15 protein-coding genes and 1 pseudogene are annotated in these 14,541 nt (G+C 64.6%); 6 read left to right on the top strand and 10 right to left on the bottom strand.

From position 1 onward, the window contains the following. The first annotated feature begins 1 nt into the window (after position 1). Positions 2-1,816 (top strand): M48 family metalloprotease, encoded by a 1,815-nt coding sequence (locus tag N0B28_RS25450; RefSeq protein ID WP_058541728.1) that lies wholly within the window; start codon positions 2-4, stop codon positions 1,814-1,816. 484 nt (positions 1,817-2,300) lie between these two features. Here N0B28_RS25450 and N0B28_RS25445 read toward each other — a convergent pair whose 3' ends face one another. From N0B28_RS25445 to N0B28_RS25430, 4 genes are all read right to left on the bottom strand, one after another. Next, positions 2,301-3,692 carry a PAAR domain-containing protein gene (locus tag N0B28_RS25445; protein ID WP_275729524.1) on the bottom strand — a complete coding sequence of 464 codons (1,392 nt, stop codon included), beginning with the start codon at positions 3,690-3,692 and terminating at the stop codon, positions 2,301-2,303. 147 nt (positions 3,693-3,839) lie between these two features. Then, complete coding sequence (locus tag N0B28_RS25440) at positions 3,840-3,977, bottom strand: hypothetical protein (RefSeq protein WP_196932072.1); 138 nt, start codon at positions 3,975-3,977, stop codon at positions 3,840-3,842. Positions 3,978-4,098: 121 nt separating this feature from the next. Then, positions 4,099-5,589, bottom strand: coding sequence for a YifB family Mg chelatase-like AAA ATPase (locus N0B28_RS25435; protein ID WP_043863348.1), 1,491 nt, complete (start codon positions 5,587-5,589; stop codon positions 4,099-4,101). Positions 5,590-5,902: 313 nt separating this feature from the next. After that, positions 5,903-6,166: an accessory factor UbiK family protein gene (locus tag N0B28_RS25430; RefSeq protein WP_043863349.1), complete on the bottom strand. Its 264-nt coding sequence runs from the start codon at positions 6,164-6,166 to the stop codon at positions 5,903-5,905. A gap of 341 nt (positions 6,167-6,507) precedes the next feature. On the opposite strand from N0B28_RS25430, the gene glnK reads away from it, so the two are divergent. From glnK to sutA, 3 genes are all read left to right on the top strand, one after another. After that, the gene (gene glnK, locus N0B28_RS25425; protein WP_002555808.1) at positions 6,508-6,846 is read left to right on the top strand and encodes a P-II family nitrogen regulator; all 339 of its coding nucleotides are present in this window, start codon (positions 6,508-6,510) and stop codon (positions 6,844-6,846) included. 41 nt (positions 6,847-6,887) lie between these two features. Next, positions 6,888-8,213, top strand: a complete 1,326-nt coding sequence (locus N0B28_RS25420) for an ammonium transporter (RefSeq protein ID WP_043863350.1) — start codon at positions 6,888-6,890, stop codon at positions 8,211-8,213. Positions 8,214-8,678: 465 nt separating this feature from the next. After that, the gene (gene sutA / locus N0B28_RS25415; RefSeq protein ID WP_043863351.1) at positions 8,679-9,002 is read left to right on the top strand and encodes a transcriptional regulator SutA; all 324 of its coding nucleotides are present in this window, start codon (positions 8,679-8,681) and stop codon (positions 9,000-9,002) included. A 159-nt stretch (positions 9,003-9,161) separates the two neighbouring features. On the opposite strand, the gene N0B28_RS25410 is transcribed toward sutA, so the two are convergent. From N0B28_RS25410 to N0B28_RS25385, 6 genes and pseudogenes are all read right to left on the bottom strand, one after another. Then, complete coding sequence (locus N0B28_RS25410) at positions 9,162-9,857, bottom strand: HAD-IA family hydrolase (RefSeq protein ID WP_123753391.1); 696 nt, start codon at positions 9,855-9,857, stop codon at positions 9,162-9,164. Next, positions 9,854-10,753 (bottom strand): tyrosine recombinase XerC, encoded by a 900-nt coding sequence (xerC, locus tag N0B28_RS25405; protein WP_078480655.1) that lies wholly within the window; start codon positions 10,751-10,753, stop codon positions 9,854-9,856. The genes N0B28_RS25410 and xerC overlap by 4 nt, the downstream gene beginning before the upstream one ends. After that, entirely contained in the window at positions 10,753-11,490 is a 738-nt protein-coding gene (locus N0B28_RS25400; protein ID WP_043863357.1) for a DUF484 family protein, read from the bottom strand. Before N0B28_RS25400 ends, xerC begins: the two co-directional genes overlap by 1 nt. Positions 11,491-11,503: 13 nt before the next feature. Further along, complete coding sequence (gene dapF, locus N0B28_RS25395; RefSeq protein WP_058541735.1) at positions 11,504-12,334, bottom strand: diaminopimelate epimerase; 831 nt, start codon at positions 12,332-12,334, stop codon at positions 11,504-11,506. A 4-nt stretch (positions 12,335-12,338) separates the two neighbouring features. After that, entirely contained in the window at positions 12,339-13,586 is a 1,248-nt protein-coding gene (gene lysA / locus N0B28_RS25390) for a diaminopimelate decarboxylase (RefSeq protein WP_043863359.1), read from the bottom strand. A gap of 16 nt (positions 13,587-13,602) precedes the next feature. Beyond that, positions 13,603-13,734: pseudogene (locus N0B28_RS25385) on the bottom strand (lipoprotein); the annotation flags it as partial. A gap of 195 nt (positions 13,735-13,929) precedes the next feature. Between N0B28_RS25385 and cyaY the strand changes: the two are divergent. Continuing rightward, positions 13,930-14,262, top strand: coding sequence for an iron donor protein CyaY (gene cyaY, locus N0B28_RS25380; protein ID WP_043863361.1), 333 nt, complete (start codon positions 13,930-13,932; stop codon positions 14,260-14,262). A gap of 1 nt (position 14,263) precedes the next feature. Then, entirely contained in the window at positions 14,264-14,479 is a 216-nt protein-coding gene (locus tag N0B28_RS25375) for a DUF1289 domain-containing protein (protein WP_043863362.1), read from the top strand. The last annotated feature ends 62 nt before the right edge of the window (positions 14,480-14,541 follow it).

The following is a 14,541-nucleotide window of genomic DNA, read 5'->3' as shown; positions in this document are numbered from 1 at the left end:
CATGGCCGCACTGCAACGGTTGCGACTTCGTGCCTGGCTGCTGCTGGGCAACGGCTTTCTGCTGGTGGGCGGGCTGGCCCTGTGCGCGCTGCCGCTGGCGATGTGCATGTGGCTGCCCGGTGCTGCGGGGCTGCTGGCCGGGTTCGTGACCCTGCCAGCGGGCATGTTCGGCTACAGCATGCTCAAACTGCCCTTTGCGACGCGTGCCGATTCCAGCGAGGACGGCATCGCCCTGCAGGCAGTGGACGCGCCGCAGCTGTTCGAGGAAATCGAGCGGTTGCGCCTGGCACTCGGCGCGCCTGCGCTGGATGCGGTGTACCTGAACGACGACTTCAACGCCAGTATCCGCCAGCACCACGTACTGTTTCGCAGGACGCGCAACGTGATGTGGCTGGGCCTGCCCTTGCTCGACACGCTGTCGCCGCGGGCCTGTGCGGCGATCCTGGCGCATGAGTGCGCGCACATCGCCCAGCGTCATGGCCGCTATGCCAGCCGCGTGTATTTCGCACGGCTGCAATGGCAGGCGGCGAGCGAGCGGCTGGAGCGCCATCGCTCGTTGTCGAGCGCGCCGCTGCGTCTGTTCGTGGGCTGGTACGTGCCGCGTTTTCTGGCCGTGAGCATGGATTTTGCGCGGCGCTGCGAGTACCAGGCCGACGCCGAGGCGGCGCGGGTAGGCGGGGTCGAGGCGATGCGCGAGGCGCTGGTCGGCCTGGCCTTGCAGGGGCGGGCACTGGAGCAGGCGTTCTGGCCCAAGGTGTTTCTTGCCGGCAGCGCCACGCCATTGACCGACCTGGCCCGCAGCGGTGCGCCGAGCCTGCCGCAGGACATTGCCGAGGCCCGCAGCTGGCTGCATGGCGCACTGTGCAACGAGACCGACGACAGCGATACCCACCCGGCGCTGGCCGACCGCCTGGCGGCGCTGGGGGGGGCACCCGATCAGCCCGATGCGGCACTGGTGTGGCAGCGCAGCCAGCCCAGCGCGGCGCAGGCCTGGCTGGGTGAGCAGCACCTGCCATTGGCGCAGCGCCTGGACGAACAGCAGGCCGATGACAATGCCCGGCATTGCCAGCGCGCCCGTGACGAGCGCGAGGCATTGGTGGCCGAGCAGCACGACCTGCAGCGCAAACGGCGTATCCGTGCGCTGTCGGGCCACGAGATTGCCCGGCTGGCCTGGCTGTACCGCACCCTTGGCGAGGCGGGCGATGAGGCGCTGCGTTTGCTGGAAGATGCACTGCAGCAGGCGCCGGACGCGGCGGTGCGCTATCAGCTGGCCGAGTGTCATGCCCAGGCCGGGCGCCCGGACGCCGCCGCAGCACTGTGGCGGCAGGTGGCCGAGCAGCGCGGGCCGTTGCAGCTGTACAGCCTGCGCAAGCTCAGCGTGCTGGCCCTGCGCAGCGATGACCGCGGCGCGGCCGAGCACTATCGGCGCGAGGCCGATGCCCTGCAGCGTGCCGATAGCGACGATGACGGTGAAGACGGCGAGTGGGTGCCCCACGACCTGGTGCCCGTGGAGCGCAACAAGCTGATCGAGACGCTCACGCCGCTGCTGAAACTGGCGACCGGCGTGTGGCTGCTGCGCGAGACCGGCACGCGGCGCTACATTTTGCTGGTACTGGCGCGGGACTCGCTGACTTTCCGCCTGGTCAGTCGCCTGACCGGCGAAGACAGCTACCTGCGCCGGGATTGCCAGCAGATGCTCAACCGCCTGCTGCCGCGCATTCGCCTGGACCTGGTGCCCGTGGTGATGTCGGCCGGGGATGCGCGGCTGGTGTTCTGCTCGCAGGCGTCGCAGCTGCGCTTGAGCGCGTTGCTGTAGCGCTCAGATTCGATTGGTAAATGCCTTATTGCCTGCTCTTCAACACTTGCCTGTTTTTGCGTCAGGGGCTTGGGGAGCCGGCGGTTTACCGTCCGTTACGGCTTGCTCAAGTTGAGCAGGCCTACGCCAAACATGAACCAGGCAAACCCAATGATGATCAGCCATGAGGTAATAGTCAGGCGCCTTTTGAGCGCAAGAGGGAATTCATGAAAGTCCTTCGGATCCAGCTGCCCTCGTTTGATGGAGCGTCTTGCATACAACATGATCCCGCTGAGTGCTGATACGATCATGCATCGAGAAATGAAGCCGTGTGTTCCCCATATCTGCAAGAATCTGGGCAGACAGTCACTGCGCCGAAAGGCGTGAAGCAAACTTGAAAAATGTCGAGAATGGGCAAGTTGTACCTCTGACAAGAGGCCCCCGATCCCCAAGAAGCAGGGGGTTAACATAAACGCCAGCGCCCAGTGGGACTCCCAGAAGGCCATCATGGCTGGGCGTGCTCATAGATAACTTCCCCTAGCCATTCACCACCTGACATACCACCCAGACTCCCTGCTAAAGCCCCTGCACCGACGATGGCGACACTACAAACGGTCGCACTCACCGGTCCTAAACTCAAGCAACCTACCGCGAAAACCCTGTTTGCAGCGGCGCCCCCCAGTGAACCAAAACCAAGCCCTCCCAAGAAACTGCCAGCCTCGGTGAAGCGTATCTTTTTACACGCCTTGGTTTCTCCAGCCATGCACGCCTCTCGAATCTTGAAGTACGAAGAAGCAGCACCTATCACTATGCCGATGTGCCCGCCGGTCTTCAGGTACGTTGACATCCTTGCCACCTTCTCCAGGTGCGTTGCATATCCCGGAATTTGTCCTGGGACGCCCGCTTTGCTCCAATGATGCACCAGACTCCTGCTCGATATTCCAAGGCCTCTGCGCAAGGTGTCATGGCTGCCCAGGTTCATCGGTTTGTTGAGGAAGGCTATCCGCAACTGCGCTTCCATTCGCTTGAAAAGTTCTTTACGGGAAGCGAAGAACTGTGGGCTTTTCAAATGGCCATGCTTGGAGAATTGCTGCTGATGCAAGAGCTCGACCTGATGCAGTGTATTCTTCAGGTCTTCGAATGACCTCGCCATCATGGCCTGGGCCACCCCCATCGACAGACTCACGTCACTTAGTAATCCTGCGATTTCGGCCTGGTGCCTCATCATGAAATCGGCCTCATCGGTGCTCAGACCGGCAAGACTATCTCGCGCCAGTTCTGCCGCTTCCATCAGATGCAGTTCCTCACGCGTACACATCTGTGCACTTCCTGGATCACCGATGACAAAGATTTCCCCTGCCTTGAAGCCGTTCTCAAAGGTTGGGTTGAGACGCTGCAGACGAATGGCCAGGTGCCTCTGCGGGTCAGCCAGCCCATGCAGCACCTGATTGAATGACTGGCTGTGCTGGACAATATGAAAGCCCGGCTCCAGTCTGGGCTGCGCGAATGTTGTCATTGTGCTGACTGCTTGTCGTGGTGAGGGAGTCGACTCAAATCCGAGCGTCGATGCGCTAGGCTGGAGTGGAATGCTGCTCCTGATGGCAGGCCCTTGATGTAGCGGTGCAATGACATAGTTGCTGCCCAGCGGACATTTGCACTGAACCAGTGAGCCATCCACGGCTGTGCTGAGGCCGTCCTGTCGCCAGCGCGATTCACCCTCGATGATCGTGCCTTCTGCACCGCAGTGAGGGCAGGGTGTGGTCCTGTCGCCTTCAAGTAGCCAAGGGATGTCGTGCACCTGGCCGCGCGCATGACTGGCTATGCAGATTGCACCTGTACTGGTGAGATCTCCGTCCAGACCTTGGCCCTTGCCGAAGATATTCATGCGCTGGCTCATGATTCACCCGCGCAATGGAAGCAATGGGAAAGGAGAACGTTTTTCTTGGTCATGAGTGGGTGTCGCAAGCTGGGAAGAGCGCAACTTAGCAGTTGCTTATCCCGGATTTTCCCGGCTTGGAACGGTAAGGAAAGGTCCTGCGTGATTTTAGGATTTGGACGTAATCAGGTGTGCCAGGCTGTCGCCGTGGCTGGTATCCGGGGCGATCACGGCGCCCAGTTGCAAACGCTTGGCCAGGGGCACCGCAATGACCGCGGCAAGCAGGAAGATGACGGCTGTTTGCAAAAGGCTGCCTTCGTGTGGCATCGCTCGGCTCCAGGGGGCTGCTACGGCGGCAGCGTTGAACAGTGAGGGCGCATGATGAGGCTGCGCCCGGCATTGCACAAACCGATGGGCGTCAAGGCACCTAAGGCCCGGGGCGGTACTGCAGGGCCTCGGCCAGGTGCACACGCGCAATGTGTGCGGCCTGTTCCAGATCGGCCAGCGTACGCGCCACCTTGAGCAGGCGGTGCGCGGCCCGTAGCGACAAGGTTAGTCGTTCGCACGCGGTTTCCAGCCATTGCTGATCGTCAGCGGACAGCGCGCAGTGCTGGCGCAGGCCGGGCAGCTCGAGAAAGGCGTTGGCACAGCCCTGGCGCTGTTGTTGTCGTTCGCGTGCGGCAGCCACCTGCCCTGCGATGTGGGCACTGGCGGGGCCGTTGTCGGTGCAGTGCGAGAGCGCCGTGGCTTCACGGGCGACGGTCAGGTGCAGGTCGATGCGATCAAGCAACGGGCCGGAGAGCTTGTTGCGGTAGCGCTGGATCTGGTCGCTGCTGCATCGGCAGCGACCGGTGGGGTCGCCATGGTAGCCGCAGGGGCAGGGGTTCATCGCCGCCACCAATTGGAAGCGGGCCGGGAAGCGGATCTTGTCCTTGGCCCGGGCGATCACGATTTCGCCCGATTCCAGGGGCTCGCGCAGCACTTCCAGCACGCGCCGCTCGAACTCCGGCAACTCATCCAGAAACAGCACGCCATGGTGGGCCAGGGTGATCTCGCCGGGTTGCGGGCGGCTGCCACCGCCGACCAGTGCGGCCCCCGACGCCGAGTGATGCGGGTGGCGAAACGGACGCTGCGGCCAGCTGTTGAGCGGCAGCGGGCTGGCGACCGACTGGATGGCCGCCACCTCCAGCGCTTCGCGCTCGTTCAGCGGTGGCAGCAGGCCGGGCAGGCGGCTGGCGAGCAGAGTCTTGCCGGTGCCGGGTGGCCCGCTGAACAGCAGGTTGTGGGCCCCGGCCGCCGCGACCAGCAGGGCACGCTTGGCGGCAAGCTGGCCCTGCACCTCGTTGAGGTCGGGGTAGGGCTGGCTGTGCAGGACCAGGCCGTTGGCCTTGTAGGGTTCGAGGGGCTGCTGGCCGTTGAGGTGCGCGACCAGTTCCAGCAGGTGGTCTACGGCGTACACCACCAGGCCCGAAGCCAGGCAGGCCTCCTCGGCATTCTCCCGTGGCACCACCAGGGCGCGCCCGGCTTCGCGGGCGGCAAGGGCGGCAGGCAGCACGCCCTGCACGCAGCGCACCGCCCCCGACAGCGCCAGCTCGCCCAGGCATTCCACTGCGTGCAGCGAGGCGATCGGCATCTGCCCGTTGGCGGCCAGGATGCCCAGGGCTATGGCCAGGTCGAAGCGTCCGCCATCCTTGGGCAGGTCGGCGGGGGCGAGGTTGAGGGTGATGCGCCGCGCGGGGAACTCCAGGCCGGAGTTGAGGATGGCGCTGCGCACACGGTCCTTGCTTTCCTTTACCGTGGCTTCGGGCAGGCCGACCAGGGTCAGGTTGGGCAGGCCGTTGGCCAGGTGCGCTTCGATGGTGACCGCAGGGGCCAGTACGCCCACCTGGGCGCGGCTGTGGACAAGGGCGAGGGACATGCACACTCCATGATCGGGACAATGCCGCGTCCTGCGGCTGGGGCAAGGATAGTGGTGCGCGCGCAGGGTGCGCGGGGGAGAGTGAGTCGAGGTTTTGCAGCGGTTGACGGGGCCAGGAGCGCTGGTCAAGATCACGGCGCCCCGGTGCAGCCTTCGGGCCGCGACGGCGTGCGTGCCAATGGCTTCTATCGCCGCTTGGGGGTGGGAGGTGGTGGCGCAGTTGGAGGAGGGGGATGTGCGGTATGAGAAGGTGAGGCAGGCCCCTGCATGACCCTGCAGGCGCCGGCCCCGCCGACGAAGGCTGCGCTGCGCTCTACTCGGCAGCCGCCGGGTTCAGCCGCGCTTCCATCTCTTCGACCTTGGCCTCCAGCGCCTCCAGGCGTGCGCGGGTGCGGGCCAGCACTACCATCTGGCTGTCGAACTCCTCACGGCTGACCAGTTCCAGCTTGCTGAAACCACTTTGCAGCAGCGCCTTGAACTGGCTTTCCAGTTCGCTGCGCGGCTGCGCGGTGTCACCGCTGAACAGGCGCGAGGCCTGGTCGCTCAGGGCATCGAGAAAGGCTTTGGGCGCGAGCATGTTGGTCCGTCCGGTAAATGCAAAGAGGCGGCCAGTGTAACACGCACCCCACGCCCGCTCGCCCCGCACGCTTTTCGCGCATTCCCCCGATCGGTAGCGCACCGTTTTTGTGCGTGTTTGCCCTGCTGGCGACTGGCCAATTCCAAGCAAGGCACGCAAGCCCTTGTAATTGGTGGCCTTGGCAGACATGGCAAGGTTTCTGCTTAGAGCCAAGTGACTCATGCACTGGTGTCGGGCCTTGGGATTGAGGCCGACGAAGCGTTACAAAGCCAGGCACTGCGCTTAGACTTGAGACGGGTTTGTTTTCCTGGGGCAAGTCCACCAATTCGGGAGAGAGTTTCATGAAGCTAGTCACTGCCATCATCAAGCCATTCAAGTTGGACGACGTGCGCGAGTCGCTGTCCGAAATCGGCGTGCAGGGCATTACCGTCACGGAAGTCAAAGGCTTCGGACGGCAGAAAGGCCACACCGAGCTGTATCGCGGTGCTGAATACGTAGTCGATTTCCTGCCCAAGGTGAAGATCGATGTCGCCATCGACGACAAGGACCTGGACCGGGTCATCGAGGCGATCACCAAGGCGGCCAACACCGGCAAGATCGGTGACGGCAAGATTTTCGTGGTCAATCTGGAACAGGCCATCCGCATCCGTACCGGTGAAACCGATACCGACGCGATCTAAGTAACGCCGCCCCAAACCCCAACGCCCCAGGAGATAACAATATGACTCTGCGTCAGTTCGCAGGGCTAGGAGCCCTTTTGTCCCTCGTAATGCCTGGCATGGCCATGGCAGAGGAGGCAGCCGCCCCCGTGCTCAACTCCGGCGACACCGCCTGGATGTTGACCGCCACCGCGCTGGTGCTGTTCATGACCATCCCGGGCCTGGCGTTGTTCTACGGCGGCATGGTGCGTTCCAAGAACGTGCTTTCGGTGATGATGCAGTGTTTCGCCATCACCGGCCTGATCAGCATTCTGTGGATGGTCTACGGCTACAGCCTGGCGTTCGATACCACGGGTATGGAAGAGGGCGTGGTCAACTTCAATTCCTTCGTCGGCGGGTTCTCCAAGGCCTTCCTGGCCGGCGTCACCCCCGCAAGCCTGACCTCGTTGTTCCCCGAGGCGGTGTTCATCACCTTCCAGATGACCTTCGCCATCATCACTCCGGCCCTGATCGTCGGTGCCTTTGCCGAGCGCATGAAGTTCTCGGCCATGCTGATCTTCATGGCCGTGTGGTTCACCCTGGTCTACGCACCGATCGCGCACATGGTCTGGTCCGGTGCCGGCGGCCTGATGTGGGACTGGGGCGTACTGGACTTTGCCGGTGGCACTGTGGTGCATATCAATGCGGGTATCGCAGGCCTGGTGGCGTGCCTGGTGCTGGGCAAGCGCAAGGGCTTCCCAACCACCCCGATGGCCCCGCACAACCTGGGCTACACCCTGATGGGCGCGGCCATGCTGTGGATCGGCTGGTTCGGCTTCAACGCCGGCTCCGCAGCCGCTGCCAACGGCACCGCCGGCATGGCCATGCTGGTGACCCAGATCGCCACGGCCGCCGCTGCGCTGGGCTGGATGTTCGCCGAGTGGATCACCCACGGCAAACCCAGCGCCCTGGGCATCGCCTCCGGTGTGGTGGCAGGCCTGGTGGCGATCACCCCGGCTGCGGGCACCGTAGGCCCGATGGGCGCACTGGTGATCGGCCTGGTATCGGGTGTGGTGTGCTTCTTCTGCGCCACCAGCCTCAAGCGCAAGATGGGCTATGACGACTCCCTGGACGCCTTCGGCGTGCATGGCATCGGCGGCATCGTCGGCGCGATTCTCACCGGCGTGTTCGCGGCCCCTGCACTGGGCGGCTTCGGTACCGTCGAAGATATCGGCGCACAGGTCTGGGTGCAGGCCAAGGGCGTGGGCTTCACGGTGATCTACACCGCCATCGTCACCTACGTGATTCTGAAGGTGCTGGACCTGGTGATGGGCCTGCGGGTCAACGAAGAGGAAGAAGCGGTCGGCCTCGACCTCGCGCAGCACAACGAGCGTGGCTACAACCTGTAACATGCTCGAAAAAACATGCCCGGCTTGCCGGGCATTTTTTTGCCTGGATTTTGTCCATCCAAGGGCACGCAAACGGTTTCCAAGGGGGCATTTGCAGGCGCTTGACGCTGTAATGGCCATCAAGCATAAAACTTACAGCGAACAAGGATATTTAGGCACTTTGCTTTTTCACACATCACGCTAGAATGCGCGCCGTAGGGTGCGGATGACCTGTCCGCGCACTTCGATACCCTTTGCTAGGCTTGGCATTGAACAGGCCGCTCACGGCGGGGTCAGCTGGTGAAGCAATGCCGGCAGCTCTTTCTTTTTGTCGGGCCCTGCACGGGCCCGCACGGTGCTCGCCAGGTGGTAGGGCGGGCGCCGCTGGCCGCGGGCTACCCGTGGCCCTGGATTTTTCCGGCAGTGGCCGCACCTGGCGCTGTTGGTCTATAACTTATCTGCTTTTCGCAAGTCATGAGGTAGAACATGAGCGACGATGATCTGGAAAACGACGACCTCGAAGTGGGCGACGAAGACGATACCGATGAAGGCTTGGAAGCGGCTGCCGACGACGTTGCCGATGACAGCGGTGACGACAGCCCCGCACCGGTAGCCAAGGGCAAGTCCAAGGCTGCGGTCTCGGTCGACGAAATGCCCAGCATGGAAGCCAAGCAGAAGGAGCGCGACGCGCTCGCCAAGGCGATGGAAGAGTTCCTGTCGCGTGGCGGCAAGGTGCAGGAAGTGGAGGCCAACGTGGTCGCCGATCCGCCCAAGAAGCCAGACAATAAGTACGGTAGCCGTCCTATCTGAGGGTGCCGTCGAACAGAAGAGCCCGCCGTCGCTGCGGGCTTTTTTGTGGGTGGCGTTACGGGTTGCCGCTGCTGACGCTATGGCGGGGCAGGCCCGCTCCTACAACGATCACCGCAACCCTTGTGGGAGCGGGCTTGACCCGCGATAGGGCCAGCGGGGCTAACGCCAACTGAGCAACAGCTCAGGCAACTGCGACAGGCGCTGGATCTCGGCATCCGGCTGCCCCTTGGCCGTCCACGCCTTGCCCTGCGGGTTGAACCATATCGCGCGCAGGCCGGCCTGCTGGGCCCCGGCGATGTCGTCGCCCGGATGGTCGCCGATATGCACGGCATTGCCGGCCTCGGCCTGGCCCTGGCGCAATGCTTCGAGAAACGGCTGCGGGTCGGGCTTGCCGATGCCCAGGTCCTCGGCGCACAGGGCGAACCTGAAATAGTCGGCCAGCCCCAGGCGCCTCACGTCGGCATTGCCATTGGTGACCACGCCCAGGGTGTAGCGATGGCGCAGCACCTCCAGCACTGGCTGCACCTCGGGGAAGATATCCACCTGGTGGCGCGCATGCAGGAACACTTCAAAGCCCTCGTTGGCCAGGGCGTGGGCCCTGGCTTCGCTGTAGCCGACGTCGCTCATGGCATGGAACAGCACCTTGCGCCGCAAGGCGCTGATGCGATGCCGCAGGCCCGGCTCGGCCTGCACCAGGCGCTCGCGAATGGCATACAGGTGCTCCACCGGCACCGCGCCCAGGTCGGGTGCATTCGCCGCCAGCCAGTCGCGCAGCACGGCCTCGGCACTGACAATGACCGGGGCGGTGTCCCACAGGGTGTCGTCCAGGTCGAAGGTGATCAGCTGAATGCTCATGAGTCACTGTCCTTGCTGCGTTTGGCCCTTGGGTGGGCGCTGTCATAGACGCTCGCCAGGTGCTGGAAGTCCAGGTGAGTGTAGATCTGCGTGGTGGCGATGTCGGCATGCCCGAGCATTTCCTGCACCGCACGCAGGTCCTGGGACGATTCGAGCAGGTGGCTGGCGAAGGAGTGGCGCAGCATGTGCGGGTGCAGGTTCTGCCCCAGCTCGCGGCTGCCCGCCGCCTGGACCCGCAGCTGGATCGCCCGCGGGCCCAGGCGCCGGCCTTGCTGGCTGACGAACACCGCGTTGTCCTGCGGGGCGCTGATGCCGCGCAGCGCCAGCCACTTTTCCAATGCCTCTCTGGCTTTGCGGCCTACCGGCAGCACGCGGGTCTTGCTGCCCTTGCCATGCACCTGCACCAGGCCGGCTGGCAGGTCGAGCTGATCGAGATCGAGGCTGGTCAGCTCCGACAGGCGCAGGCCCGAGGAGTAGAACAGCTCGAGCATGGCCTGGTCGCGGCGGGCGAGAAAGTCGTCGTCCACAGCGCCTTCGAGCAATTGCAGCGCGCGGTCGGTATCGAGGGTCTTGGGCAGCCGGCGCTCGCCCTTGGGCGCGGCCAGGCCGTTGGCCGGGTCGTGGTCGCACAGGCCTTCGCGGTTCAGGTAGCGGTACAGGCCGCGCACCGCCGAAAGCATGCGCGCCAGGCTGCGAGACGACTGCCCGGCATGGTGCTGGCGCGCCACGAACTGGCGCAGGTGCTGGATCTGCAGGGCGCTCCAGCTGGCGATGCCGGTTTTCTCGCAGTAGGCCAGCACGTTGGCCAGGTCACGCCGGTAGGCCAGCTGGGTATGCTCCGACACCTGGCGCTCGTTGCGCAGGTGCGCGATGAACGCGTCCAGCTGGCGCTCCATCAGCGTACCGGGCGCAGGGTCTGGGTAAAGCGCGGTAGCACGCGGCCGAGCACTTCGGCGATGTAGCTCAGGAACAGGGTGCCGACGCTGCTCTTGTAGTGCTGCGGGTCGTGGCTGGCGATGGCGAGCACGCCATGCAGGCCCTGATAGTCGAGCGCGGCGACGGCACTGGAGCCGACTTCGGGGCGCTGGGCCTCGCCGAACAGGAAGTCCAGCTCGTGGTCGCGCAGGGTGCCGCTGACCGTCTTGCCCGCGCACAGCAGGCCGCCGATGGCCTGTTGCGCTTCGGTCGGGTTGACCCAGCGGCCCACGGGGGCCACGGTATCGCCGAACAGGATCAGGCTCACGAACGGCACCTTGAACTCCTGGCGCAGGCTGTCCTCGACGGCCATCACCACGGCCTCGAGGCTGTCGGCGTCGAGCAGGTCGAGGATCAGCCGGCGGGTCTTCTCGAACAGCCGGTCGTTGTCGCGGGCCACGTCCATCAGGTGCGAGAGGCGGTGGCGCATCTCGATGTTGCGGTCGCGCAGCAGCTTGAGCTGGCGCTCCACCAGCGACACGCTGTCGCCGCGCTGGTGAGGGACCTGCAGCTCCAGCAGCAGGTCGTCATGCTCGGCGAAGAACGCCGGGTTGGCACGCAGGTAAGCCACCACGTCCTGGGCCCCGACGCTGGGCGTCGAGCCCTGGGCGTCGGAGGCGTCGGGCTCTGCGGTGGGCGTGTGGGGCTGGTCGGTCATGGCTGGTACTCACTCATAGGCGAACCTGTCCTTCATACACGCGTACGGCAGGGCCTGTCATCACTACAGGCCGGCCCGGGCCGCCCCATTCGATGGACAGGCGCCCTCCGGGCAGGTCGATCAGCAGCGGCGAATCCATCCAGCCCTGGCTGATGGCAGCCACCGCCGCGGCGCAGGCACCGGTGCCGCAGGCCTGGGTTTCCCCGGCGCCGCGCTCCCACACGCGCAACTGGGCGCGGTGGCGGTCGATGACCTGGAGGAAGCCGACGTTGACCCGCTGCGGGAAGCGCGGGTGGTTCTCGATCTGCGGGCCGAGGTCGTGCACCGGGGCGCTGTTGATGTCGTCGACGCGCAGCACCGCATGGGGGTTGCCCATCGACACAGCAGCCAGGTTGACCGTGCGACCGGCCACTTCCAGCGGGTAGCTCAGGGCCTGGGCAGGGGCGTCGAAGGGGATCTCGGACGGCACCAGGCGCGGTGGGCCCATGTCGACGCTGATCTGCCCGTCGCCGCGCACATCGAGTTCGATGATGCCGCTCTTGGTCTCGACGCGGATGCGCTTTTTCGCCGTCAGGCGCTTGTCCAGCACGAAGCGCGCGAAGCAGCGCGCACCGTTGCCGCACTGCTCGACTTCGGACCCGTCGGCGTTGAAGATCCGGTAGCGAAAGTCCACGTCCGGATTGCTCGGCGCCTCGACGATCAGCAGTTGGTCGAAACCGATGCCGGTGTGCCGGTCACCCCATTGCTTGGCGTGCTTGGGCAGGATGTGCGCGTGCTGGCTGACCAGGTCGAGGACCATGAAGTCGTTGCCCAGGCCGTGCATCTTGGTAAAACGCAGCAGCATGGGGTCACTCCGGCAGCAGGCTTTCGCCGGCAAACAGCTCGGCCACGGTTTCGCGACGGCGCACTTCGAAGGCCTGATCGGCATCCACCAGTACTTCGGCGCAGCGACCACGGGTGTTGTAGTTCGAACTCATGACGAAACCGTAGGCACCGGCCGAATGCACGGCCAGCAGGTCGCCTTCGGCCAGGTTCAGCGCACGGTCCTTGGCCAGGAAGTCGCCGGTCTCGCAGATCGGGCCGACCACGTCATAGCTGCGCGGCTCGCCATCACGCGGCTGCACGGCGGTCACGTCCATCCAGGCCTGGTACAGCGCCGGGCGGATCAGGTCGTTCATCGCCGCGTCGACGATGGCGAAGTCCTTGTGCTCGGTGTGCTTGAGGTACTCGACGCGGGTCAGCAGCACGCCGGCATTGGCCACGATGTAGCGGCCCGGTTCGAATACCAGCGCCAGGTCGCGGTCGCCCACGCGCTCGCGGATGGCCTTGATGTAGTCGCCGGCCAGTGGCGGCTCTTCGTCGCGATAGCGCACGCCCACGCCGCCGCCCAGGTCCAGGTGGCGCAGGTAGATGCCGCACTCGCCGAGGCGGTCGATCAGCGCCAGCAGGCGGTCGAGGGCATCGAGGAAGGGCTCCAGCGTTGTCAGCTGCGAACCGATGTGGCAGTCGACGCCGACGATTTCCAGGTTCGGCAGCTGCGCGGCGCGCACGTAGACTTCTTCGGCATCGGCAATGGCGATACCGAACTTGTTCTCTTTGAGGCCGGTGGAAATGTACGGGTGGGTGCCGGCATCGACATCCGGGTTGACCCGCAGCGAGATCGGCGCGCGTACGCCCATTTCGGCGGCAACCACCTGCAGGCGCTCCAGCTCGTCGGTGGACTCGACGTTGAAGCAGTGCACGCCCACTTCGAGGGCGCGGCGCATGTCGTCGCGGGTCTTGCCCACGCCGGAGAACACCACACGGTCGGCGCGCCCGCCGGCGGCCAGCACACGCTCCAGTTCACCGCCCGAGACGATGTCGAAGCCTGCGCCCAGTCGTGCCAGCACGTTCAGCACGCCGAGGTTGGAGTTGGCTTTTACGGCGAAGCACACCAGGTGCGAAACACCCTGCAATGCATCGGCGTAGCTACGGTACTGGGCTTCGATATGCGCCCGCGAGTACACGTAGGTAGGCGTGCCGAAGCGTTCGGCAATCGCCGACAGCGCCACGCCTTCCGCGAACAGCTCGCCGTCGCGGTAGTTGAAAGCGTCCATGGGGATCCCTTAATCAGTGCTGGTGCGATTGCGACTTTTTGCCGTCTTTGCCGTCTTCAGGCAGGTACAGTGGGCCTTTCTGACCGCAAGCGGAGACGAGGCAGGCAATCGCGACTAGCGCCGCGAGGGAGGAAATCAGGCGCTTCATGGCGAAATCCTTTGAATTTAAGCAGTATTGCGCCCGAGTATACCGAGCGCCCGGCGCCTTGCCTATGTAGCCGCTGCGCCGTCGGACAGGCGCCCGTGCAGGGTGTCGGCTGCGGGCGTTAACCTTTGCATTCGTGGCGCGGCGCTCGTATCTTGCCCGGCTTGCGTGTGTGCAGACATTTTCGAGGTTCTTGCAATGAGTTTGAGCGAAGCGCGTTTTCACGACCTGGTCGACGCGACCCAACAGGCCCTGGAAGACCTGTTCGATGAAACCGACCTGGACCTGGACATGGAGAACTCGGCGGGCGTTCTGACCATCAAGTTCGACAACGGCAGCCAGTTGATCTTCAGCCGCCAGGAGCCGCTGCGCCAGCTGTGGCTGGCCGACAAGTCGGGTGGTTTCCATTTCGACTATGACGAAGCCAGCGGCAAATGGACCTGTGAGAAGACCGAGGAACTGCTCGGCGAGATGCTCGAGCGCATCGTCTGGGAGCGGGTCGGCGAAAAGCTCGACTTCGACGAGATCTGAGATGAGCACTGCTGCCAAACCGGCCAAGCCGCTGTACAGCAATGTCAGCCCGGCGGTGCCGTCGCCCTGCATCAGCCTCTGCCGGCTGGACGAGGCCAAGGTGTGCCTGGGCTGCTTTCGCCATGTCGAGGACATTCGCCAGTGGCGCAGCGCCGACGACCAGCGCCGCCGCGAGATCTGCGCCCAGGCACAGGTACGACGCCAGGCGGCCGGCTAGGCTGCGACGGCGAGCCTCTTGTGTATTTATTGTGCTGTGGTAGTGTCGAGGTTGATCGGCCT

This window comes from Pseudomonas sp. SD17-1, from assembly GCF_029201585.1.
Lineage (GTDB): Bacteria > Pseudomonadota > Gammaproteobacteria > Pseudomonadales > Pseudomonadaceae > Aquipseudomonas > Aquipseudomonas palmensis.
Note: the sequence above shows the minus strand (reverse complement) of the source record. Positions and strands in the feature narration are given on the sequence as shown.